Origin of the sequence: Bradyrhizobium roseum (genome assembly GCF_030413175.1) — a bacterium.
Lineage (GTDB): Bacteria > Pseudomonadota > Alphaproteobacteria > Rhizobiales > Xanthobacteraceae > Bradyrhizobium > Bradyrhizobium roseum.
This window is the reverse complement of sequence record NZ_CP129212.1, coordinates 4,912,366-4,934,984: the sequence shown is the minus strand read 5'-3', so window position 1 is coordinate 4,934,984 and position 22,619 is coordinate 4,912,366. Positions and strand designations below refer to the sequence as shown.

At 62.8% G+C, this 22,619-nt stretch carries 19 protein-coding genes and 2 tRNA genes; 6 read left to right on the top strand and 15 right to left on the bottom strand.

Translation table 11 applies throughout. From position 1 onward, the window contains the following. Nucleotides 1-22: 22 nt before the first annotated feature. Nucleotides 23-850 (bottom strand): 23S rRNA (guanosine(2251)-2'-O)-methyltransferase RlmB, encoded by an 828-nt coding sequence (gene rlmB / locus QUH67_RS23430; protein ID WP_300941620.1) that lies wholly within the window; start codon nt 848-850, stop codon nt 23-25. A 203-nt stretch (nt 851-1,053) separates the two neighbouring features. Here rlmB and QUH67_RS23425 point away from each other — a divergent pair. Next, nucleotides 1,054-1,139: transfer RNA gene (locus QUH67_RS23425), tRNA-Tyr, on the top strand. 227 nt (nt 1,140-1,366) lie between these two features. Then, the gene (locus QUH67_RS23420; RefSeq protein ID WP_300941618.1) at nt 1,367-2,290 is read left to right on the top strand and encodes a helix-turn-helix transcriptional regulator; all 924 of its coding nucleotides are present in this window, start codon (nt 1,367-1,369) and stop codon (nt 2,288-2,290) included. Between the two features lie 20 nt (nt 2,291-2,310). Here QUH67_RS23420 and QUH67_RS23415 read toward each other — a convergent pair whose 3' ends face one another. The 8 genes from QUH67_RS23415 to QUH67_RS23380 form a co-directional block, all read right to left on the bottom strand. After that, nucleotides 2,311-2,739, bottom strand: coding sequence for a cupin domain-containing protein (locus QUH67_RS23415; RefSeq protein WP_300941617.1), 429 nt, complete (start codon nt 2,737-2,739; stop codon nt 2,311-2,313). A gap of 29 nt (nt 2,740-2,768) precedes the next feature. Next, the gene (locus tag QUH67_RS23410) at nt 2,769-4,208 is read right to left on the bottom strand and encodes a CoA transferase (RefSeq protein ID WP_300941615.1); all 1,440 of its coding nucleotides are present in this window, start codon (nt 4,206-4,208) and stop codon (nt 2,769-2,771) included. Beyond that, entirely contained in the window at nt 4,209-4,844 is a 636-nt protein-coding gene (locus QUH67_RS23405) for a glutathione S-transferase N-terminal domain-containing protein (RefSeq protein ID WP_300941613.1), read from the bottom strand. A gap of 20 nt (nt 4,845-4,864) precedes the next feature. Beyond that, the gene (locus tag QUH67_RS23400; RefSeq protein WP_300941612.1) at nt 4,865-5,926 is read right to left on the bottom strand and encodes an ABC transporter ATP-binding protein; all 1,062 of its coding nucleotides are present in this window, start codon (nt 5,924-5,926) and stop codon (nt 4,865-4,867) included. Next, nucleotides 5,926-6,948, bottom strand: a complete 1,023-nt coding sequence (locus tag QUH67_RS23395) for an ABC transporter ATP-binding protein (RefSeq protein WP_300941610.1) — start codon at nt 6,946-6,948, stop codon at nt 5,926-5,928. Before QUH67_RS23395 ends, QUH67_RS23400 begins: the two co-directional genes overlap by 1 nt. A 7-nt stretch (nt 6,949-6,955) precedes the next feature. After that, nucleotides 6,956-7,798 carry an ABC transporter permease gene (locus tag QUH67_RS23390; RefSeq protein WP_300941609.1) on the bottom strand — a complete coding sequence of 281 codons (843 nt, stop codon included), beginning with the start codon at nt 7,796-7,798 and terminating at the stop codon, nt 6,956-6,958. A gap of 13 nt (nt 7,799-7,811) precedes the next feature. Next, nucleotides 7,812-8,789, bottom strand: coding sequence for an ABC transporter permease (locus QUH67_RS23385; protein WP_407080475.1), 978 nt, complete (start codon nt 8,787-8,789; stop codon nt 7,812-7,814). An 86-nt stretch (nt 8,790-8,875) separates the two neighbouring features. Next, a complete protein-coding gene (locus tag QUH67_RS23380) occupies nt 8,876-10,486 on the bottom strand; it encodes an ABC transporter substrate-binding protein (protein WP_300941608.1) in 1,611 nt (536 codons plus the stop codon). Between the two features lie 972 nt (nt 10,487-11,458). On the opposite strand from QUH67_RS23380, the gene QUH67_RS23375 reads away from it, so the two are divergent. Next, nucleotides 11,459-11,662 carry a cold-shock protein gene (locus QUH67_RS23375; RefSeq protein ID WP_300941606.1) on the top strand — a complete coding sequence of 68 codons (204 nt, stop codon included), beginning with the start codon at nt 11,459-11,461 and terminating at the stop codon, nt 11,660-11,662. A gap of 1,117 nt (nt 11,663-12,779) precedes the next feature. Here QUH67_RS23375 and QUH67_RS23370 read toward each other — a convergent pair. From QUH67_RS23370 to QUH67_RS23355, 4 genes are all read right to left on the bottom strand, one after another. Further along, entirely contained in the window at nt 12,780-12,968 is a 189-nt protein-coding gene (locus QUH67_RS23370) for a DUF3606 domain-containing protein (protein WP_300941604.1), read from the bottom strand. 209 nt (nt 12,969-13,177) lie between these two features. Beyond that, the gene (locus QUH67_RS23365) at nt 13,178-14,926 is read right to left on the bottom strand and encodes an SUMF1/EgtB/PvdO family nonheme iron enzyme (RefSeq protein ID WP_300941603.1); all 1,749 of its coding nucleotides are present in this window, start codon (nt 14,924-14,926) and stop codon (nt 13,178-13,180) included. Beyond that, entirely contained in the window at nt 14,916-15,323 is a 408-nt protein-coding gene (locus QUH67_RS23360; RefSeq protein WP_300941601.1) for a DUF4399 domain-containing protein, read from the bottom strand. Before QUH67_RS23360 ends, QUH67_RS23365 begins: the two co-directional genes overlap by 11 nt. Nucleotides 15,324-15,375: 52 nt before the next feature. Then, nucleotides 15,376-16,425, bottom strand: coding sequence for a DUF4399 domain-containing protein (locus QUH67_RS23355; RefSeq protein ID WP_300941599.1), 1,050 nt, complete (start codon nt 16,423-16,425; stop codon nt 15,376-15,378). Here QUH67_RS23355 and QUH67_RS23350 point away from each other — a divergent pair. Continuing rightward, the gene (locus QUH67_RS23350; protein WP_320416093.1) at nt 16,309-18,333 is read left to right on the top strand and encodes a caspase family protein; all 2,025 of its coding nucleotides are present in this window, start codon (nt 16,309-16,311) and stop codon (nt 18,331-18,333) included. The two genes, QUH67_RS23355 and QUH67_RS23350, sit on opposite strands and share 117 nt — an antisense overlap. Before the next feature lie 90 nt (nt 18,334-18,423). Continuing rightward, nucleotides 18,424-19,665: an OmpA family protein gene (locus QUH67_RS23345; RefSeq protein WP_300941597.1), complete on the top strand. Its 1,242-nt coding sequence runs from the start codon at nt 18,424-18,426 to the stop codon at nt 19,663-19,665. Between the two features lie 45 nt (nt 19,666-19,710). Here QUH67_RS23345 and QUH67_RS23340 read toward each other — a convergent pair whose 3' ends face one another. Continuing rightward, entirely contained in the window at nt 19,711-20,103 is a 393-nt protein-coding gene (locus QUH67_RS23340) for a YciI family protein (RefSeq protein WP_300941595.1), read from the bottom strand. A gap of 364 nt (nt 20,104-20,467) precedes the next feature. Between QUH67_RS23340 and QUH67_RS23335 the strand changes: the two genes are divergently transcribed. Next, a tRNA-Gly gene (locus tag QUH67_RS23335) sits at nt 20,468-20,541 on the top strand. Between the two features lie 72 nt (nt 20,542-20,613). On the opposite strand, the gene QUH67_RS23330 is transcribed toward QUH67_RS23335, so the two are convergent. Then, entirely contained in the window at nt 20,614-21,864 is a 1,251-nt protein-coding gene (locus tag QUH67_RS23330; RefSeq protein ID WP_300941593.1) for a site-specific integrase, read from the bottom strand. Nucleotides 21,865-22,619: the final 755 nt, after the last annotated feature.

The window sequence follows — 22,619 nt, the reverse complement described above, 5'->3', positions numbered from 1 at the left end:
CGCATCCCGCGCGCGGGCGTTTTCATTTCATCAGGCCGAGCCGGCTGGCGCCGATATAGAGCGCCAGCACCGCCGCGTTCGAGACGTTCAGGCTTTTGATCTCGCCGGGCATGTCGAGCCGGGCCACCACCTGGCACGTCTCCCGCGTCAGCTGGCGCAGGCCCTTGCCCTCGGCGCCCAGCACCAGCGCCAGCGGCTGCTGTAGCGGCACCGTGCCGAGATCCTCGGTTCCCTCGCTGTCGAGGCCGACGGTCATGAAGCCGCGGTCGTTGAGTTCGGTGAGCGCCCGGGCGAGGTTCTGCACCGTCACCATCGGCACCAGTTCCAGCGCCCCGGAGGCGGACTTCGCCAGCACGCCGGTGGCCTCCGGACTGTGCCGGGCGGTGGTGACGATCGCCTTCACCGCAAACGCCGCCGCCGAGCGCAGGATGGCGCCGACATTGTGCGGATCGGTGATCTGGTCGAGCACCAGCACGATGCCTTCCTGAGGCAACGCATCGATATCCGGCGAGGGCAGGGGTTCGGCCTCCGCCAGGAGCCCCTGATGCACGGCGTCGGGCCCGAGCCGCTGGTCGATCGCGGTCGGGCGGACGATTTCCGGGGGAACGCGGGTGTCGATATTCTCGTCCGCCAGGCGCTTTGCGGCGTTTTCGGTCAGGAACAGTTTTCGGATCTGCCGTTCCGGGTTGGCCAGGGCGGCCGAAACCGTATGCCAGCCATAGAGAATCACCGGCCCGTCAGGGCCCGATTCCCGGCCCCGGTGACCGGTCGGTCGGGCGAATTTCCGCCCTTTTTCGAAGGGTTTGCCACCGCCACGGCGGAACGGGGGTTTTCGGTCGCGATCGCTCATGGGGAGCTTGTGTCACGGGTCCCCGAATATGGCAATTTGGGTGCATGGAGAGCCGCTTTTAGGGGCTTGCCTTGGTTGACTTTGCCACCCCCATTCGCCCATAAACGCGGCCGACCGGGAGCGCGCCATCCGCTTCCGGTTTTAACGTCATCCATGGCCTGATCCGCCGCCTCAAAGCGGCTTGGCTTGCGATGTTGTTGGACGGGGGAGTGTCCCGAGTGGCAAAGGGAGCTGACTGTAAATCAGCCGTCTTACGACTTCGAAGGTTCGAGTCCTTCTTCCCCCACCAGCAATTTCAGATAATTGGTCGCATAATCGTCTGAAATCACTCAACGCCTGACAGCCAGTCGGCCTACATCCGAACTGCCGCGCTGTCGGGCTTGGCGCCATCCTCCGCCGCAGGCCAATTGGCCCCCGCTCGATCAAACGCGCCGCGTCCGGATTGTCTTGGCATCGTTCTTGCCTCGGTCACCGCATGTCATCGGTTTGAATGCATTTGAGGCGGAGGAGGTCGAGATGCCTGCAGACTCTCCCATGATCGGCGGCGAACTCACCGTGCACCATACCCATCGCATCGGACTTTGGCCGCGCAACCAGCTGATCCTGCACAGCGCCAACCGTGGCTGGCGCGATGTCTATGTCGCCCTGGCGACGGTCAACACCTGGTCGGGCAAGCTTGCCGCAACCGGACATCCGTGCCTGGCGTATTGCCTGCACCGCCCTGCGCATCTCAGCCGCAGCCTCGGCGACGCGGTTGCTCGCGAGACGTCGGTGGTGCGCCCACGGCAATTCTTCATCATCCCGGCCAACGAAGCGAGCGAGTGGCATCGCCACGGTACTTCGGACATGCTGATGATGTATCTGCGGCAGGATATGCTGGATAGCATCGCCCGTAGCCTGGGCTCGCGCTCGGATCGTCCCGTCAGCATCGATCTCGGCCTCGGTGTCAGCGATCCGCTGCTCGAGCAGTTGGCGCTGGCTTTGCTGGATACGTTGCGCGGACCGGAAGACCACGGATCGCCGTTTTATGTCGATGCCATCGTCCACGCCATGGCCGCCCATCTGCTGCGGCGTTACAGCAAATTGAAGCCGGTGAGCGCGGCGGCCGACGAGCCGCAGAGCTCCTACAGACTTGGCCGCGTGCTCGAACTCATCGAAAACAGCATCGGTGAAGACGTCAGCCTCGTCACACTTGCGGAGGAAGCCGGCATGTCGCCGTCCTCCTTCACGCGCGCTTTTTCGAAGACCTATGGCGCCACCGTCCATCAGTACATCCTGCAGCGGCGTGTAGAGCGGGCCAAAAGTCTGCTCCGCGCGACCGACGAGGCCATTGCGGATATTGCCTATCGCACCGGGTTTTCCAGCCAGAGCCATCTGGCTACAACGTTCAAGAGGCTGACCGGCGTGACGCCCGGCGCCTATCGACATCAATGCACCTGAACTGACCTTGGCCGTGAGGCTCATGCCCGTCGCGGCACCTGGCCCGCCGGGATCACATGGAACTCGGGCGAGTTACGCATTGCCGCCTCAGGCCCCGGCGGCGAATAGACCGCCAGGATCCGAACGGGTTCCCAGCCTGTGTTGAAGGTCGAATGATAGGCGCCCTTGGGGATCGAGACCAGGTCTCCGGCGTGGATGGTCTTGAACTCGGGCTTGCCCTCCTCGAACTCGATCATCATCTCGGCTTCTCCCGCGACCAGAAAGATCAGTTGCTCGGATTCGGGGTGGTTGTGCCGGGCATGCCCTTTTCCCGGCTCGAAATAGATCGACACCGCGCTGAAATGGCGCATGCCGTTCAACGCCGGCTCGGCCAGGATTTTTCCTGTGACCCAGCCGGCCATGATGGTCTCGACCTCGGCGGGGCTAACGGCGACCTTGTTGGCGATCATGGCTTGCATCCGTATTTCGAGTGGAAGGATCAACTGGCAGCGAGTGCGGCGTTGGCGTCGGAAAAGCTCGGCGGGTGGGTGCCGAGCGGCACCACCGGCCGCTCCCAATGAGGTTGCGTCGCGCCCATGCGGGCTGCGGGGGCAAGATGCTTCAGTCGGCCAAACGGCGTCTGCGTCTCGACGAAGTAATCGTCCGGAACGGCGAAGTCGGGCCGGTCTTCCAGCGCGCGAGGCGCAGCGAAGTCGCGCAGCCATACGCCGGTCTGCGCCAGCGATACGCGCACCAGCCAGCTTCCGCCCTCGGTCGCGCGGCGCTGAAGAGCTGCGATCGCGCCCAGCGCGCCGAGATATCCGGTGACGTAGTCGCAGGCTGCGCTGCGCAGCAGTGCGGGCCTGCCCGAGTCCTCGCCCTGGATCTCGGTCAGTCCGGTTGCGGCTGCGGCGAGCTGGTCCCAGCCGGGACGCTCTACCCATGGGCCTTCGTGACCATAGCAGTTGATCGAGATGCAGATCAGGCCGGGCCGGATCGCAGCAAGCTCGTTTGGCGAAAAACCGCGCCGTGCCAGACTTCCGGAACGATAGCCCTGACTGAAAATGTGAGCCTGGGCGACAAGCCGCTTCAGCGTCGAGCGATCCTCGGTGTGCGTCAGGTCGAGCCAGGTGGAGCGCTTGCCATGTCCGGTGTCGAGTACGAAGGAATGGACGCTGTCGAGCTTCGGCGAGGACACCAGGAGCACGTCGGCGCCGTGCTCGGCGAGCGTGCGGCCGCAAGTGGGACCAGCCAGAATCCGGGTGAGGTCCAGGACGCGCACGCCCTCGAGTGGCCGCGAACCTGCAGGCAACGGTTCGGGCGGGGCATCACCGATGCGAAGCAGTTCGACCGGACCGCCCGGCGCGATCGCCATATTCTGGGCATGTGCGTCCCATTCCGCCGGCGTGCGGGCGTAGACCCCGCACATGCCGCGGGTCGCGAGTGCCTCTTCCAGATCGAGCGCATCCCAGCCCGAGACGGCATGGGCGACGCTGTCATAGGTGGCGGTATCGAGCCCGAGTACCTTCAGGGTCCCGGCCGCCAGATGCGGCAGCACGCCGTGGATGAAGAAGTGCCGGCCGTCTCTGGTCCGGTAGAACTCCGCGAGAGGCGATTCGTCAGACGGGGCGCCGCCCACCCCGTGGCCGTCGAGCGTCAGATAGGCGTAGGAACGCAATGTCGCGGCAGCCTGCCGGGTCGATACGGCAATGGGCTGCGGCTTGCCGCCGCGCCGCAGCCAGATCTCGGCGGCGGCGATGGCGCAGGCGGCGAGCACGACAGCGGCGCCTTCGCCCACCGCGGGCCGGCAGCCGGGCGCCGCGCCATCCAGATCGATGCGCGCCGTCAGATCCGAAACAATCCCGCAATGACTCAAGAGTTCGCCGAGGCGCTGCGAGATCAACGCCGGCTCGACGTGGGAAGGCGCTGGACCGGTCACTTACGCCACCTTGTCGCGGATGACCTGCGGCACCGGCACGGTCGAGGCAAATGAAGGGCGTCGTTCCAGCCGGTCGGAATAGGCGGCGAGATTGGGATACTCGGCGCGCCAGGGATTCTCCGGCCATCGCACGTCGATGTATTTCAGAACGGTGCCGCTGGCGATGTCGGCCATCGAGAACACACCGCCATGGGCGAATTCATTGTCTGAGATGACGCGGGAGAGCTCGCGCAGGCCGCCGTCGAGCTTGCGTTTCTGACGCGCGGTCCATTCTGCGCTGCGCTTGCCCGGCTCGCGCGCCTTCTCGAAGAACATCAGCACCATCGCGTCGCACATGCCGTCGACAATGATCTCGAAGCGCTTCACGGCGAGGATGCCGTCGACATCCCCGGGTACGAGTGCCGGCGCGGGATGCTTCATCTCGATCCACTCGTTGATGTAACGCGACTCGAACACGCTGGTGCCGTCCTCGCAGATCAGGACGGGGAGCTTCTCTAGCGGATTGTGCCGGGGCGTCTGGGTATCCGAATTCCACGGGACCTCCGTGATCAGTTCGAAGGGGATGCCCTTCTCCGCCAGCTGAATGCGGACCTTGCGGGCGTATGGACTCGGCGTGGCGCTGATCAAGCGATACATGGAGGCGCTCCTCTCGATGGTCAGGATACGGCGCGCAGGGCGGGGCCTGCGGGCGACGGGGTCAATGATGATGCGGCAGGCGACGGTTTGGTGCCGATCCCGTCCTCGAAGGCGCGATGGCATGCAACGAGGTGGCCTGTTCCCGCCGCGGTCAGGTGCGGCATTTCCTCGCTGCAGCGGACGATCGCCAGCGGGCAACGTGTGCGGAAGCGGCAACCCGATGGCGGGTCGAGCGGGCTCGGGATTTCGCCTTCCAGGCGCGGCCGGCGGGCGCGCCGGCGCGTCGGGTCGGGGATCGGCGCCGCGTCGAGCAGGGCGCGGGTATACGGGTGAAGCGGACGGCTCCACAGTTCGTCGCGCGTCGCGATCTCGACGATCTTGCCGAGATACATCACGGCGACACGGTCGGAGACGTATTCGACCACGGAAAGATCGTGCGAGATGAACAGGTAGGCCAGCCCGAACTCGGCCTTGAGATCGGCCAGCAGGTTGAGAACCTGCGCCCGCACCGAAACGTCGAGCGCGGAGACCGGCTCGTCGCAGATGATCACCTTGGGATTGAGCGCCAGAGCACGGGCGATACCGATGCGCTGGCGCTGCCCGCCGGAGAACTCATGGGGATGACGGCTGGCCGCGTCGGCTGGCAGGCCGACCTTCTGCAGCAGCCAGGCGACGCGCTCGCCGCGCTCCTTGCGGCTGCCGAGCCCGTGGACGATCAGTGGCTCCTCGATCGCGCGGCCGACGCTGGTACGCGGGTTCAGCGAGGCGAACGGATCCTGAAACACCATCTGCAGATCGCGCCGCAGCGGCCGCATGGCCCTGCGCGACACGTTCGCCATTTCCTGCCCGCGAATGCGCACCGAGCCCGAGGTGGGCGGGTAGAGCCGCATGATGGTCTTGCCGAGCGTGGACTTGCCACAGCCGGACTCGCCGACGAGACTCAGCGTTTCGCCGGCGGCGAGCTCCAGGGTCACGCCATCGACGGCATGGACTACGCGGCCATCGTCGGCCGGGAAGTGCTTGACGAGATCGTCGACGACCAGAATGGGTTCGCCTCTCACAGCGGCGACAGCATCTTGCATCAGGCAAACTCCGGCTTGGGTGCGGTTGCTGCGAGAGCATGGATGCAGGCGACCTGATGGCTGCCTCCGCGCACCGTCAGCGGTGGCGGCGCCACCGCGCAGGCCTCTGTGGCAAATCCGCAGCGCGGTGCGAAAGCGCAGCCCGGCGGCATCGCCGTCAGGGCAGGTACCATGCCGGGGATTTCGGTGAGCCGTGCGGTCTTGCGCCCGCCGCCCGCGCCTTCCGGCGTCGCGCGGATCAGGCCCTGCGTGTAGGGGTGCAGCGGCTGTCGAAACAGGTCGAAGACGTTCGCTTCCTCGACCTTGCGACCGGCATACATCACCGCGACCCGGTCCGCCGTCTCGGCGACGACGCCGAGATCGTGCGTGATCAGGATCATCGCCATGCCGAGCCGGTCGCGCAGTTCCATCAGGAGGTCGAGGATCTGGGCCTGCACGGTAACGTCGAGTGCCGTGGTCGGCTCATCGGCAATCAGCAACTTCGGCTCGCAGGCCAGCGCCATCGCGATCATCACGCGCTGGCGCATGCCGCCGGACAGCTCATGGGGATATTGTCCGATGCGCGTCAGCGGGTCCGACATGCGGACCAGCGCCAGCAGATCGAGTACGCGCTCGCGCGCCTGCGCCTTCGTCATCTTCTTGTGCAGGATCAGCGTCTCCGCGACCTGCTCGCCGATGGTCAGCACCGGGTTCAGCGAGGTCATCGGCTCCTGGAAGATCATGGAGATGCCGTTGCCGCGCACCTCGCGCATCTCGTCAAGTGTCGTGCTCGCAAGATCGCGGCCCTCGAAAAACACTTGCCCCGCGACGATGCGGCCGGGTGGGTTGGGGATCAGCTTGAGGATCGAGAAGGCGGTGACCGACTTGCCGCAGCCGGACTCGCCGACGACAGCCAGTATCTCGCCGCGATTGACCGTGAGCGACACGCCGTTGACGGCCTTCATGACGCCATGCGGCGTGAAGAAATGCGTGTGCAGGTCCCGGATCTCGAGCAGCGGAGCAGGAGCGTGATGATCGGTCATGGCAGCCTCACCGGTTCTTCAGGCGGGGGTTGAGGGCGTCGTTGAGCCCCTCGCCGACGAGATTGAGCGCGAGCACGGTCAGCAGGATCGCCAGCCCGGGGATCGCGGTGATGTACCAGGCGCTGCGCAGCGCATCGCGCCCGCTGCCGATGATCGTGCCCCAGCTCATCACGTTGGGATCGCCGAGACCGAGAAACGCCAGCCCCGCCTCCGTCAGGATCGCGGTCGCGACCATCAGCGAGCCGGTGACGATGATCGGTCCGAGCGCATTGGGAAGGATCTGCGTCAGGATGATGCGCAGATCGCCCATGCCGATGGCGACGCTGGCCTGGACGAACTCGCGCTCCCGCAGGGCCAGGAATTCGCCGCGGACCAGACGCGCCACCGATGGCCAGGATACCAGCGCGATGGCGAGGGTCACATTGGCAACCGACGGCGACAAGATCGCCACCACGACGATGGCGAAGATGAACTGCGGAATCGTCTGGAACAGTTCGGTGAACCGCATCAGCAGGTCGTCGACCGGTCCACGATAATAGCCGGCGAACGCGCCGATTGCCGTGCCCGTCACGACAGCCATCATCGTCGCGGCAAAGCCGATCAGCAGCGAGACCTTCGCTCCGTGGAACAGCCCTGCCGCGAGATTGCGGCCGAGCATGTCGGACCCGAGCCAGATCTCGCTGTCCTGCCCCGGCCAGACGAACGGCTGCGCGATCATCTCCCACGGATCGTCTGGAAAGAGCCTGCCGGCCGACAGCGCCATGGCCAGCACCAGCAACAGAATGACGATGCCGGCGAGTGCGGCGCGATTGCGGCTGAAGCGGCCGCAGAAGTCCCTCAAGGCTTTCATGCGCGGTGATCCTTCAGGATAGCCGGATACGGGGATCGAGCTTGGTGTAGGCGACGTCGACCAGGATGTTGGCGACGATCACCACGAAGGAACAGCTCAGCAGGATGCCCAGCAGCAAGTTGATGTCGCGCTGAAACACCGCCTCGAAGGCGAGCCGGCCGAGACCCGGCCAGGAGAACACCGTTTCGACCAGCACCGAGCCGCCCAGCATCGTGCCCATCTGAACGCCGAGCAGCGTGACGAGCGGCAGCAGCGCGTTGCGCAGGACATGGCGAAGCGTGATGCGGTTTTCGGTCAGGCCCTTGGCGCGGGCCGTGGTGACATAATCCTGATTGAACACCTCCAGCATCGAGGCGCGCATGACGCGGGTGTAGACCGCGACGTAGAACAGCGCGAGCGTCGCGACCGGCATTATCATGTGACGGCTGACGTCCAGCACATGGGCGAGACCGGTGTTGCCCGATGCAATGGTCTCCATGCCGCTCGACGGCAGCCAGCCGAGATTGACCGAGAACAGCACGATCATCATCAGTCCCATCCAGAACACCGGGGTTGCGAAGGACAGCATGGCGAAGATCGAGATCAGCGTGTCGCGCCAGCTGTTGACCTTGTTGGAAGCAAGCACGCCGAGCGCGGCGCCGATGGTCACCGCCAGGAGCAGGGCACTGACCATCAGGACGAGCGTCGCCGAAAGCCGTCCCAGGATCAGGTCGAGAACCGACATGTTGTGACGAAACGAGTAGCCGAGATCGAGATGAGCGAGCTTCCACACATAGTTGAAGAGCTGGATATGCACCGGCCGGTCGAGGCCGAAGCGGGCGCGCAGTTCGGCCAGATACTCCGGGGTGGCGGCTGCCGACTCACCCGCCAGAACCTCCGCCGCGTCCCCCGGGGCCAACTTGAGCAGGCAAAAATTGAACAGCACAACGGCCAGAAGCAGCGGCAGCGCCTTGAGCAGCCTGCGCCCGATGAAGCGCAAATCCTTCGCCATCGGCAGCCTATCGAAGGCAGCCCGCGCCGCCGCAAGTGGCGACACGGTCTTGACGGGGGAGAGCGGGATGGTCATGGCGCGCCGTTTCACTTTGCGAAATAGACGTCGGCGAAATTGCCGCCGATGACGCCATCGGCCGTCACCGTATGGTTCTTCAGCTGGGCGCTCGAGATCGTCGTGAAGCGCGTCTCCATCAGCGGGATCACCGGCAGATCGGTCATGGCGATGCGCTGCATCTCGAGGTAAAGCGCCTTGCGCTTGACCGGATCGTTCTCGCTCTGTGCAGCCTCGATCACCTTGTCCATCGCTTCGCTGCGATATTCGGTGGGATTTGTGAAGACCACGCCCTTCTGGATCGATTTCGACCAGAACAGCCGCTGGACTCCCTGGGTCGGGTCGGCGAAGGCGCCGTAGTAGAGACTCGTCGTGTCGAAGTCGTAGTCGGTGTAGACGCGGCGGAAGAAGCTGGGCAGATCCTGGCTCCGGAGTTCGACATCGATGCCGACGCGGCTGAGCTGCTGCTTGATGAATTCGCCGGTGCGCTGATAGTCGCTGCCGAGCGGAACGAAGTCGTGCGTGATCTTGAAGCGCTTGCCGTCCGGCCCTGCCTTGTAGCCGGCCTCGTCGAGCAGTTGCTTGGCCTTGTCGAGGTTGAGATCGTATTTCGGCAGGTCGGTGGAATGGAAGGACGTCACCGATGACGGGATCGGGCTCACCGCCGGTTTGCCGTAGTTCATCCAGACCAGTTTGGTCATGCGGTCGCGATCGATGGCGAAAGCCATCGCCTGCCGAACGCGGACGTCGCTGAGCGGCGGCTTGCGGGTATTCACCTCCATCAGCATGAAGGGCGACATATAGGCGTAGCCACGTGTTTCGATCGTCAGCGCCGGGTTCTTTTCGATGCGCACCATGTCGGTGAGCGGGATCGGACTCAGGCCTCCGATCTGGACTTCGCCCGACTCCAGTCCCGCGGCACGGGCGGACGCATCGTTGATGATGCGGAACACGATCTTGTCGAGGTGCGGCTTGCCGGCATCCCAGTAGTTGGGATTCTTTTCGAGAATGATGAACGAGCCTTTCTGCCACTCCTTGAACATGAAGGGACCGGTACCGATCGGCTTGCTGACCGCCGGATTGGCGGCGATGTCGGTGCCCTCGAAAATATGTTTCGGCGTCATCGGCGATTCATAGCTGGAGGCCAGCGCCACGAGCATCGGCGGGGCAGGCTCGCTGAGCTTGATGATCGCCGTCAGCGGGTCCGGTGTTTCGACGTCGGTGACCTTGGCGTAGGCCGAGCGGCCGCGCGGATGCAGCTTCTTCAGGACGTCCATGACCGTGAACTTGACGTCGGCCGAGGTGAAAGGCTTCCCGTCATGCCATTTGACGTTCGGCCTCAGCTTGAAGGTGTAGCTCTTGCCGTCAGCGCTGATCTCCCAGCTCTGGGCCAGCAGCGGCTGCGGCTTCAGGTCGACATCAAGCTTCAGCAACGATTCCATTATCTTCGATCCGACCATGCCCATCTGGAGCGTCGTGTTGATCGAGGTCAGGATGAAGGGTGGTTCGGGCGAAAGCGCGAAGGTAAGCGTTCCGCCGTTGACCGGCGTCTGCGCAAACAGCGGCGACGGGCCCACCGTCAGCGCCAGGGCGGCTATCGTGATGGCGCGGCGCGAAAAGGCGAATGCGGTTCTGGTCGGCATACTGTGCTCCTGGCCTGACGGCGTTTTGGTCCCCGGTCGTTCCGTCCCCTGGTGCGGCGCGTTGCGATTGCCTTGCTCATGCACAGACATCGTCGAGCCTTGCGTTTGTCAGGCTGGGTCAGCCAACGGCGATTGTGCCGACCGCCAACGCCATCGTCTTTCAAGAAACCTGCCAGCTTGATCAGAAAACCGGCGTAGCCGAGGCTTTTTGCCGTTCGAGGCCTTCGACCCCGGTCGAAAGTGGCTTCGAGGCGCTCCAAGCAAGGCATTCCGCTACTGGACTGCGATCGATTGGTGGGTTCGGGGACCGAGGGCGCGTCCTTCAAGCGGAGCATCCGGCAACCGCAATCGAGCCGACGCTACGTCCCTGCCGGATGTCGACCATGACAAACACCATCTCGGCTCTGGTCGCCGTGCCGGACCCGGATCGACCACCGTATCGATTGCGGCTTCACCCGCAGCTGAAGGCTCGGGATACGGCCCGTCTGAGAGGCGTAGCGGGCACCGACCTGCTGTAACGGCGTGGCCAGCATCTTGGCGGCAATGAGTTCCGGCATCGTGACTCGGCAGGTCATGCTGGGTCACAGAAGGCGGGGGAGGCCGAAGTCAACGGGAACGCCCGAGAACGAGGCGAAGGAGCGGGGACAACGCTAACCTGCTGGGATTGATCGGGAAGTTTAAGTCGAGATGGTTTCCTCTGGACGCGTCCTCTGGCGGCTGAGAACGGTGACCCAGGCCGAAGGCCCATGGGCGCAGGCGGGCTATCGCCGCGAACTACGGCGAGGCAAGCCACACACCTTGAACTCCCCCGCCGCTGCCACCTCTGACTCAGCTACTTCTGCGCGTTCGAAAAAAAGACGGTTGCCAGTGCGAGGCGGCGGCTTTTTGTGCCACCTCGCAACGGACCCTTTATTTTGCCGGATTTCTGTCACCATCTTATCGCGTTCTAAAAATCCATAGGGAGTAAACGACGTGGCAGTAGGTACAGTGAAGTGGTTCAACGCGACAAAGGGCTATGGATTTATTCAGCCCGACACCGGCGGCAAGGATGTGTTCGTCCATATCTCGGCCGTCGAGAGAGCGGGTCTGAGCAGCCTGAATGAGGGCGCGAAGGTAAGCTATGAAGTCACGTCTAACCGCGGGAAAGAATCCGCTGAAAACCTCAGGGTAGGTTGAACGTCGTGGTCATCCAATCGGGCTCGCCTGTTTGCTGGCGGGCCAGTTTTCGGGTGAACCTTTGGCGCGGCAGGACGACGAACAGGTAATCGGGATTTTGTAGTTCCTCTCGGGTAAGAGATTCAGCGCCGCCAGCGATCGTTTCAACGCCAGGCGGCGTTGCGTTGTCAGGGTGTGCTCGATCGATGTTGGCGCATCCTGGGAACAGCCGAGTTGGAGACTTCCAGAGTTTACAGAAATTAAACCACCTTTCCTCAACTTCCGGAACGGTTGACGAGCGAGGCGGTTCGACTCGCATCACCGCAATTTTCAGGCATCCGCCGGTGACTGAGAGTGTTGCAAGCTCCCGCCCTTACTGGAGCAACGCGCATGAAAATTTCCGAAAAGTACCGAGCCAAGGCTTTGGATTGCGAGCAGCGCGGCCGTGACGCCACGGATGGCGATATTAAATGTGCTTGGGGAGAGGTAGCCATAGAATGGCACTGTCTTTCGAGCCGAGCCGCTCGAGAATGTGGCGTAGATCACGAGTTGGAATTCGCTTCTCGTTCGAGGGCGCCCCGAGGTGGCAGCCGAGTGGCAGGCGCCTGAGAGGATAGCCGCGACAGGAAACGGCGCGGCCTGTTCGAGTTCCGTCCGGTAACAGACAGACTCCCACCTCGGTTCGCCCTATCCTTTGGACATCATCAGTAAGTCTCTGAACCAATTCGTAGTTGCGGCGTCATATAAAACTGATGCTGGGAATACGTGCCGTGCGGTCAAAGAACGAACGTGTTGAACTCGAGATGAAGATCCTACGATACCGCAAGCTGGCCCGGCAAATCGCGACGGACCCGGACACCGCGCAGCGCATCAAGGGACTGATCGCCGATTTGGAAAAGGAACTCCGCGAGATCGACGAGTAGTCGGCGGGCTCTAACTGGTGGCTCTATCACCTCGTATTCAAACGCAACGCTTTCTCGCGAAGACCCTGAGGTGATCAGGGGCTCAACCGGCTTTCTTTGGCAGCTTCGTGATGTCGTCGGCCGCATCTTTCAGCGCGAGGAGCGTCCGGCCGTCAGGTAACGGATAGGATCTGCAAACGGGGTAGGCAAAACGCACTTTCAGAAAAGAGTGAAATCTAATTCCGGAAGAGCTTCGAAGCCGCAGCGTTCAGTTTGTCCCGATCGTTGCCAATCTGCCGGATCAAATCCCGGGCTTGCTCACGAGAAATGTTGTGTTTACGCGCAAAATAATCGACTTCGTAGGGCTCGCTGTTCGCGGCTTTTCGCCGGTCTGATCCTTTGCGCTTCCGCTCGTTCTCCGACATCTTGCCTCACAGGCAACAGGGGCCAGCGGCCCCAAGAGGTACGTGACGGCATAATTTTTCCGAGCTGAATTTGTTCCTCTTGTTGGCGCTTTACCGATTCAGCCTTCGCTCGCGAACCGAGAGAAGGCTGCCACGCCGAAGTCCAACGGGCGCAGGCGGGCTGTTGCCGCGAGCTACGGCCAGGCAAGCCAACCCAGAACTAGATCGGTCTAATTCTCCCGAACGACCCGAAAGCCATTCGTATAAAACCTGACATTCTGGTCGTATTTGAACCTTGCCGCCGACCGCAGATACCGCGGATCATTATTGAACGACCCACCCCGAAGCACCCGCTCGCGGCATTGCGGCTTGATCCACGCGGATCCGTCGGTCGGGGCGCCCTTGTAATTGTCGCTCCAGCAGTCCTCGACCCACTCCGCGGCATTTCCTGCCATGTCGTAGACCCCGAATGCATTGGGCGGAAACGATCCGACATCGATCGCCTTCTTGACGGGATCGCTGGTGCAGCCGACGCAGTTGGCCTTGTCCTTGTCGACGGTCCGTCCCCAGGGATAGGTCGTCGTCGTGCCGGCCCTGGCGACGTACTCCCACTCGCTTTCCGAGGGGAGCCGGTAGGTCTTGCCGGTCTTCCGCGACAGCCACGCGACATAGCTCTTGGCGTCGTCCCAATCCAGATCCGTGACGGGCCGCCGGCTGCGCCCGAGGCCGCGGTCATCGGGCTTCTGCTTGCAGCCGCCTTCGGCCAGGCAGGCGTCCCACTCCTCGAACGTGACTTCGCGCCGGCCGATGTAGAACGGCTTGCGGATCGAGACCTGATGCACCGGCGCTTCGAAATCGAACATCTCGGTCGAGCCCATCTCGAACGCGCCGGGCTGTATGAGGACAATTTCGGGGCATTGCAGGCAGTCGCGGGTGACGATCTGCGATGTGACTGGAGGCGATGCGGCCGGAGGCGGCGCGGCAGGCGCGGGCGCGGCAGGCGCGGGCGGGGTGCTGGCGACCTTCGGCTGGCTGCCGCCCTCGATCTGCTGAAGTCGCGCGCGCGCCGCGGCGGCAAAGGGTCCATCCGGATAGGAATCGAGATAGGCCTTGAAGTCGGCGGCGCTGTCGCTGCCCTTGATCGTGTCCCAAAAACCTTGCTCGACCGAATCGGCGGCGCGAACCGGTTTGCGCACCGAACTGATGACGAACTCCGGCGCCGGTGAGGATTCCCAGACCATCTGCTTGTCGCGCGTCGCCTGGGCGACGGCGGTTCGAACTCGCTTGAGCACTTCCTTGAACGGCAATCCCTGCACCTTGGCCGACTTGATCAATTCGACGGCGAACAGGTTCGCCTCGCGCGGCGCGTCGCCGACGACTTCCCCCGGGGCCGCCGGATAGATCACGGTCACGCCCGATATCGGCGGTTGACCGGTAAGTCCGCGGAGCCTTGGCGACAGCGCCTGCTGCCAGGGATTTTTGCGCGCGCCGTCGAGAAAGACGACGGCGCCGGCCGGACGCGAGACGATCAGCGGATCGAGGATGAGGTCGATGTCGATCCCCTCCGCGCGAATGTCGGACTCGTTGACGATTTTCGAATCGACCGCCAGCAGGAAGTTGCGGTCCTGATAGCGGATGGCGTGACCGCCGAAATAAACCATCGCTGTGACGCCCCAGCCCAGTTTCCGGGTGAACGCACCGAGCGCAGCCTCCATCTCCGCGCGCCGGGCGTTCTCCGCGTAGACCACGTCGAAGCCGCCTTCGCGCAGAACATCGGCAAAGGCGCGGGCGTCGGCGGGGGCAGAGGCGATCGGCGACTGTGGATAGGCGCCATTGCCGATCACAAGCGCGACCCGCCGGGGTTCGGCGGGCGTGCCCTGGGCAAAGGCCGTGGCGTTCACCATCAGCGCCATCAGCAACGCAAGGGCGACCAGGACGGCCCGGCTGCCAGCGCGGATCGCAGTCCGATTAGCGCACATAGATCGTGATCTTCTTCGACATGACTGGAGGCTGGTGCGCCACGTGCTCGTGATCGCCGAGCAGCAGCTGCAATGTGTGCGTGCCCGGAGGCAGCGTCAGCACCACTTCGGTCTGGCCGCCTCCCAGATGAATGTGATTGTAGTCGGAGGGGATCGGCTGATCCGGCGACACCATGTCGGTATCGATCAACAGATGATGGTGGCCGGTAAAGGGCTTGGCGACGCCGGCGGGCGCCACGCCCATTTCCTTCAGCCCGATCTTCACCGTGAAGCGCTCGGGCACGCGCATGCCGTCCACAGGATAGTGAAAATACACCAGAGCGGACGGCGCAGATGCGGTGCGCTCGGCCGCCTGCGCGATCTGCAGCGGCGCCGACGCCGGCACGAGTGCCATCATCGAAACAATCAATAGCCCGGTCGCAAATCGTCCGTGCCGCATCATGACTTTCTCACCGTCTACGGGACCGCTTTCGTACATTCTTGACGAACACCTCGATGCGCTCTGAAATCACCGGCGGATCATGCGGGATATGGCGATCGTCAGCCAGAACCAATTGAAGCGTATGCTTGCCCGGGGAAAGTGTGATCTTCTTCTCGGTCTGGCCATTGCCGAAATGAATGTGGTTCAAATCACTCGGCAGCGGCTGATCCAGCGGCGGCGTCTCGACATCGATCAACAGGTGATGATGGCCCGTATTGGGCTTGGCAATGCCAGCGGGCGCAACGCCCATGTTGCGCAGGCCGAAGCGTATCGTCGAGTTCGGATAAATACTTTCGCCCTTGGTCGGATAAACGAAATAGACGGCGGCATCGGGCGGCGAGGGCTGGCGGCCGTCCTTGGGTGCTGCCTGCGCGGCCTTTTCCGGCGCCGCATTCGCGACGCGAATGCGGATGACCTTGGAGAAGATCGGGGGATCGTGGGGAAGATGTTCGTGGTCGCCCAGCAACAGCTGCAAGGTATGGTCGCCGGGCGCCAGCGTGATGTCCGTCTCGGTCTGGGCGCGGCCGAAATGCAGATGGTTGAGGTCGCTCGGGATCTCCCGATCTAGCGGCGGAAGCGGGGTATCGATCAAGAGGTGATGATGTCCGCTGTTGGGCTTGTTGGTGCCCGCTGGCGCCAGTTGCATTCCGGAGACGCCGAACCTCACCTTCACATTGCGGCCCACCGTGGCGCCGTCCACGGGCTCGATCAGGGAGACGCTGGCGCCAGCCGGCGCGGGCATTCGGATTTTTTCGACGGTCGCCGCATCGACCCTGACGCGAATGACGTCGGATACGACCGGTGGATTGTGCGGAATGTGAGCGTGATCACCCAACAGGAGCTGCAAAGTATGCTCTCCTGCGGGCAGCGTAATCTCCGCCTCGGTCTGGCCGGCGCCAAAATGAATGTGGTTGAAATCGCTTGGGATCGGCTGATCGGGTGGCGGCAATGGGGTGTCGATGAGAAGGTGATGATGACCGGTATTCGGCTTAACGACTCCTGCCGGCGCGATCTCCATGTTCTCGATCCCGAAGCGGATCCTGACCTTGGAGGGGATCGTCGCGCCGTCCTTGAGATCGACGAAATATATTCTGGCTTTTGCGGCGGAAGGAATTCTCGTCGGAGCGGTCTGCTGTGCGCCGGCCTCGAAACGAGCGTCGATAGCCAATGTCGCAAGAACGATCAGGCAGAGGCTTGCAAGTCGAACCATGTACAGCTCCCACGCGACGCTAACATGCGCCTCGATGTTCAACAAGTTGGCGCGGGACATCATGATGATCCGGCACGCCGTGCGTTTTCATTCCACCGGTTGTCCCGCGCTATCCGGAAAGCGACAACGCGATCAGATCACACTCCATCACACGCGCGCGCGCCGTCCGTTGAAATCAGGCCTCAATTAGCCTATTCTGCGGCGGTCATGCGTATAGATGCCGCGGTCCGGTGCTTCGCTGTTGGTCTTGTGGTCGCGTTCGGCCTGCTGGCCGAGGCGCGCGCTGCCGAACCGCGCGTCGCTCTGGTGATCGGCAATGGCGCCTACCGCTCGGTGCCGGAGCTCGACAACAGCCGTAACGATGCGGACGATATCTCAGAGCAACTCAAGCGCGTCGGCTTTGCCGTCATCGACGGCCGCGACCTCGACAGATCGGCGATGTATGCCGCGCTCGGCCGCTTTGCCCAGCGGGTGAGGGGCACCGATGCGGGCCTGGTCTACTATTCCGGGCACGGGATGCAGATCAACGGCCAGAACTATCTGGTGCCGGTCGATTTGAAGATCGGGAGCTCATTCACGCCGTTCGATTTGATCAAGCTCGACGACGTTGTCGAAGCGCTCAACTATACCACGGGCGTCAAGCTGATGGTGCTGGACGCTTGCCGGGACAATCCTTTTGCGAACAGCGTGGCGGATAACAAGAGCAGTCGCGGTATCGGCGCGACGCGTGGCCTGGCCAAGATCGAGCGCTCGCAGGGCATGCTGATCGCCTATTCGACGCAATCCAACAGCGTCGCTGCCGACGGTGTCGGCCGCAACAGTCCGTTTACCGCCGCGCTGGTGCGGGAGATCCAGGTCCCCGGGCTCGAGGTGGCGACCGTATTTCGCCGTGTCGCGGTCAACGTCAATCGCGAGACCCAGGGCGCGCAGACTCCGGAACTGTCGGTGTCGCTGCTTCAGGACTTTTATCTTAACCCGAAGGAGAGCGACATTGACGCCTGGAAAAAGCTCGGGCCCTCGGCAGGCGCCGCCGACCTGAAGAGATTTATTTCGGCCTTCCCCGACAGCGTCATGCTCGATGCTGCACGCGCGCGTCTCGATGCGATCGAGAACGCCAGTGAGCGCGAACGGCTGGCGCGCGAATACGCCGACAAGGAACTTCGCCTGCGCCGCGATCTCGAGGCCGCCGAAGCCGGCTACAGGAAGGCGATGTCGGAGTTGTCGGAGCGCCGCGAACGTGAGCGCGAGAAGCCGGCAGAGACGAAAGCGAGCCCGGCGGCAACGACAGCGCCTGTCCTCGCGGCGACGGGTTCGAGCAGCGTCCCTGCGGCCGCCGGTCCATCGCGCGCCGACAGCTTACGCGAGCAGGCGGTGAAAGAGCAGGCGGCCAAAGCGGAGCAGGAGCGGTTGGCTTCGCAAGTCGCCGCCTATGAAGCCGACAAGGCGCGGCTGGCCGAAGAGCGGCAGACGCTCGAGCGCGTGATGACCGAGAGGATTGCCCGCGCGCAGGCGGAACGGGAGCGCGCGGAAAAACGAGTTGCGACGGAAACGGCGCGTTTGCCGGTCTATGCCCTTGAACAGTCCCGGACGATGACGCCGGCGCCGGCGGCGTCGCCGCGGAAGCGCGCCGCGGCGAGCTGCCAGGAAATCAACGCCCGGGCACAGCTTGGCGACCTTTCAGAAAGCGATCGCGATGTGCTGCGAAATTGCCGGTGATCGCGATCGGATATTGGATTTCGAACCGATTTATTTTGGGCTCGCAGCCGGTACATCATGGATAAGACCTTTGCGAATTGGAGACGATGCGTGACGCACCTGGCGCGAACGTCGAAACTGCGAACGGCGAAACTCTTGGCATGCGCTATCTGTTGTCTGCTGGCCGGTGCCACGGCTGCGTTCCCGCAAAGCGCGCCATCGCCCGCAGCAGGCACGCAGGCCGCGCCGCCTCCGCCGCCGACGCCGGTCCCGTTCGACGACGCGCTGCTGCGCGCGGCGAATGACCTGTTTTCAAAAGCCAATCTTCCTGCGGGCAATGAAAAGATCGAACTGGTGGTCGATCCGCTGATCGACGGCATCAGCGGCGCCCAATCGACCGCCACCCGATTGATGCAGGATCGTATCGTGGCGCTGGTCAGTAAATCCTATCCGCGTTTCGAGGTGCGTCCGTTCTCGACCGAGGCGCTGACGCGCGCGCCCGTCGTGCTGATCGGCACGTTTACCGCGATCAACAATGCGGGCGCCGCCGACGGACCGCGTGACGCCTACCGGATCTGCCTCGCGCTGGCCGATCTTCGCAGCAAGAGCATCGTGTCCAAGGGCGTGGCACGCGCGAAGCCCGAGGGGATCGACGTGACGCCCACCCCGGCGTACGCGGACACCCCGGTCTGGGCGGCCGATCCGGCCACCAGCCAGTACATCAAGACCTGCCAGGGCACCAAACTCGGCGATCCCATCGATCCGGTTTACGTCGAGCGGATCGGTACGTCGTCGCTGATCAGCGACGCCATCCTCGAATATGATGACAAGCGCTATCGGGAAGCGCTGGCGTTCTACCGGACCGCGCTCAAGATGACGGGCGGCGATCAGCTGCGCGTCCGCTCCGGCATCTATCTGGCCAATTCGAGGCTCAACCGGCGGGATGACGCGACCGATGCCTTCGGCAACCTCGTCGATTACAGCCTGGGTGCGAAGAAGCTGTCGGTGCGGTTCCTGTTCAAGCCGGGCTCGACCCAGTTCGTGGACGATCCGCAGATATCGGCGCCGTATCCGATGTGGCTCAGCCAGATCGCGACGCGGGCAGGGCGGCGCAACAGCTGCATCAATATCGTCGGTCACACCTCGAAGACCGGCCCGCCGCTGGTGAACGAGCGGCTCTCGGTGCTGCGCGCGCAATACATCAAGGATCTGCTGCAGAGCAGCTCGCCGGCACTTGCCGACAAGTTGAAGGCGACCGGCGTCGGCTCCAGGGAAGTGCTGATCGGCACCGGCCGGGACGACGCCAGCGATGCGATTGACCGGCGCGTCGATTTCAACATTTCGGAGTGCTGAGGCGGCAGGCGGGCTTTGGCCGCAAACTCATGGCCGGGGCCAAGCTCAGCCCTGATCGTCGCTTGCGGTTTCCGGCAGCGCCTCGCCCGGAATATACAGCCTGATCGGCCTGATCTCATACACCGCCGTCGGATTGGCGCGACGCAGGTCGCGGGCGGCATCGAGCGCGGCGTCGGCGCTGTCGCAATTCACGACATAAAATCCCAGCAACTGCTCCTTGGTCTCGGCAAACGGACCGTCGATGACCATTCCGGCGCCGGGCCCGCGCAGGGTGCGGGCGTCCGCCGTGGCCCCGAGCCGCGCCGCCGGGCCGAGCAGCTTGTTGGCGGCCAGACGGTCGTGCACCGCGAGCAGCCCGGTCATCAGCCTGGCGTCCTCGTCCGGCGTCCAGGACATCACCTCGGCTTCGACGTGATAGGCGAGAATGGCGTAGAGCATGCGGTTCCTCCGACAGGCGAATTGCCTCCAAGGACGATTCGGGGCGTACCATCCCGACAACAAAAAGGCGCGGCGGGATTGCTCCCGCCGCACCCCAATCGTTGCTCGCTGGTCCAGGGCTGAGAGCGCCCCGATGCCAGACCCTTAAAGCACAAGGCCTAGCGGGCGATCCCAGCGAGGTGACAGCGCTTGGTATAAGACACTGGATCACCTCCTTTCTTTGTTGATGGAAAGCGCAATATAGGCGGCGAATCGGGCGCTGTTAAGGGGCCGGAACCGCCGGTCGGGCCGGCAAAGGCGGCCTGGGGAGGGGCTGGCGGGCGGGTTGAGGCCGCCCGCCCGGCGTGTTAGGTGATCCCCGCGCGCGGGTGTAGCTCAATGGTAGAGCAGCAGCCTTCCAAGCTGAATACGAGGGTTCGATTCCCTTCACCCGCTCCAATGTTTTCAATAACTTAGCGTGTCAAGGCTTTGCCATTCTGACAAGCCGCGGTTTCTCATTCTGACAAATGTTCACTTTCCTTTCGCTTGTTTCGCACGGCGCTTGATGCGTTTCATTTGCGCATCCTGCTTGGCCTCATCGTCGTCGTGCAGATAGTGCGCCATGGCCACCGACGACGACCATTGACCCTTCTTCATCAGCTGCGTTTCCGTCAGCCCGGATGTGCTTGCTTCGGTCGTGCCGCCGTGGCGACCAAAGGAGGTAAAAGTCAGCTCAGGCCGTAAACCTGCAGCCAAGATAATCTTCTTCGTGATGCGCTGGACTTGAGTCAGCATCTCACCCTTGCCAAACCAGGGCAGACCGCTGCCATCACGCCGCAACATCAGACCGCCTGTCGGACGCAGCTCTTTGATCGCGTCGAGCTCTGCCATTAGCAGCGGGTAGAGTGCCTTACCCTTGGCATTGAATAGTGGCTCCCAAGATCCAGTGCTGGTCTTGTAGTTGATGACGTAGACATGGTTCGGCCGGCTCGGGGGACGGTAGTGATCGGCCGTGAAGCGAATGAAAATGTGAGCTTCTCGCTGAAGCAGTTCCCAGCCGATCAGGGCACCCGTTGCAAGCGAAGGATACCCCATCTCGATCGCCATCGTGCGGAACGCTGCAAGCTCGGCAAAGCTCGCGTGCGGCGTTTCGCGCGAATTGGATTGCAGGCCCATCTTTTCAAAGGGATTGCGGGGCGGAAACAAGCCTGGATGTGCTCGGGAAATGGTGTTCCATGCACTGCGCGCGGTCTTCATCGCGTGATTGACCGTCGTGCGGCGTTCGATCTTCTGGCCCTTCACCTCTTTGAATAGCAGCTTCTCAAAGAGCTGATCTACGAAAGCGGTATCGATACTTGGGACCCGGCGCGTCCCCAGTCGCCGGCCATCTTGCAAGATGTACTCGCAAATCATCTTGATACCAGTCTCATGAACACGGCACTGGCCGGGGCTTAAAGGCTGCAGTCGCTTGGCTGTTTTTTGGGACCAGGTTTGGCGGTAGAGATGAAACATCCAATCCAGCGTGCCAACGACCACCCCAATTCCGATCGGATCTGCGTCCTCACCGCCGGTGCGCCAACTATCAAAAGCGGGCAACAAAATCTGTTCTGCGCGTGTGACTGCGCGCTTGTAGTCAGTACCAAGGGCTTCGTTGGCGACCGAACACCCCTGCTTGCGGGCCCACGTCGGGATGTTGAAGAAATACCCGAAGCTGCCACCCCCGAGACGTTTGCGCAGAGTGTACCTAGGTAACGGCAGCGCGGATCGTCCTAGTCTTTTCACAGCAGTCTCCTGGACACCTCCGGGTCGTCGTCAGGATTGATTGGAATCGATCCTTCTTCCTTAATCAACACAGAAATGCGTCCGTCAGGCCAAATCTCGACGCGCGCGACCTTGCCACCGCCGTCGAGCACACCTCGAACAGCGCGCTTAATATCTGCCTCGGTAAATCTGGTCCGGGACATCTAAGTTGGGAAGTATAGGATCGGTGGCCCATCAAATCATGTCGATCAGTTGTGACTCAACTGAGATGAGGGAAAGCGTGGAGCACTGTGGCGAAACTAAAGGTGCCGGAAGATCGTCTTGCGGCAGGTAGATCGAGTGAGAAGATACAGATCATCTTCGCTTGATGTTATGGAAGTGGCAGATCGGTGGACGAAATTTTCTGAAGTCTGACCTAATTGTCGCGGTGTGGCTGGAGATAGCTCAGACTTCCCCATGATGGACTGGAGCGAGAGTTAAAATGTTTCAAAGGGTTAGGGAGCGGCGTGTGCACGGTAAGTGCACTGGGCGATCAAAAAATCGGCGTTAGCAGTGTTCTGAACGCGGTGCAGCGTCTGTGGCAGGCCGATCTTTTGGGAGGGCGCGCCTGTCATCGGCAAACTGCAAATTTACGCTTCGTCGTCAAAAACCGGTTCGTGTTCGTATGGGAATCGGCACCAAGGGCGTCATTCGTGGATAGGGTTACCCAACGAGAGTCCTTCGCTATTCAGCCAACTGATGCAGTACCGAACAGTTGTAAATCAAGGGAGCGACAT

Excerpts from the sequence above, each read along its gene's own strand:
- rlmB (WP_300941620.1), bottom strand. The coding sequence starts at position 850 with ATGAGCGATCGCGACCGAAAACCCCCGTTCCGCCGTGGCGGTGGCAAA.
- QUH67_RS23420 (WP_300941618.1), top strand. The coding sequence starts at position 1,367 with ATGCCTGCAGACTCTCCCATGATCGGCGGCGAACTCACCGTGCACCAT.
- QUH67_RS23415 (WP_300941617.1), bottom strand. The coding sequence starts at position 2,739 with ATGATCGCCAACAAGGTCGCCGTTAGCCCCGCCGAGGTCGAGACCATC.
- QUH67_RS23405 (WP_300941613.1), bottom strand. The coding sequence starts at position 4,844 with ATGTATCGCTTGATCAGCGCCACGCCGAGTCCATACGCCCGCAAGGTC.
- QUH67_RS23400 (WP_300941612.1), bottom strand. The coding sequence starts at position 5,926 with ATGCAAGATGCTGTCGCCGCTGTGAGAGGCGAACCCATTCTGGTCGTC.
- QUH67_RS23395 (WP_300941610.1), bottom strand. The coding sequence starts at position 6,948 with ATGACCGATCATCACGCTCCTGCTCCGCTGCTCGAGATCCGGGACCTG.
- QUH67_RS23390 (WP_300941609.1), bottom strand. The coding sequence starts at position 7,798 with ATGAAAGCCTTGAGGGACTTCTGCGGCCGCTTCAGCCGCAATCGCGCC.
- QUH67_RS23385 (WP_407080475.1), bottom strand. The coding sequence starts at position 8,789 with ATGGCGAAGGATTTGCGCTTCATCGGGCGCAGGCTGCTCAAGGCGCTG.
- QUH67_RS23380 (WP_300941608.1), bottom strand. The coding sequence starts at position 10,486 with ATGCCGACCAGAACCGCATTCGCCTTTTCGCGCCGCGCCATCACGATA.
- QUH67_RS23370 (WP_300941604.1), bottom strand. The coding sequence starts at position 12,968 with ATGTCGGAGAACGAGCGGAAGCGCAAAGGATCAGACCGGCGAAAAGCC.
- QUH67_RS23365 (WP_300941603.1), bottom strand. The coding sequence starts at position 14,926 with ATGTGCGCTAATCGGACTGCGATCCGCGCTGGCAGCCGGGCCGTCCTG.
- QUH67_RS23360 (WP_300941601.1), bottom strand. The coding sequence starts at position 15,323 with ATGATGGCACTCGTGCCGGCGTCGGCGCCGCTGCAGATCGCGCAGGCG.
- QUH67_RS23350 (WP_320416093.1), top strand. The coding sequence starts at position 16,309 with ATGAATGTGGTTGAAATCGCTTGGGATCGGCTGATCGGGTGGCGGCAA.
- QUH67_RS23355 (WP_300941599.1), bottom strand. The coding sequence starts at position 16,425 with ATGGAGATCGCGCCGGCAGGAGTCGTTAAGCCGAATACCGGTCATCAT.
- QUH67_RS23340 (WP_300941595.1), bottom strand. The coding sequence starts at position 20,103 with ATGCTCTACGCCATTCTCGCCTATCACGTCGAAGCCGAGGTGATGTCC.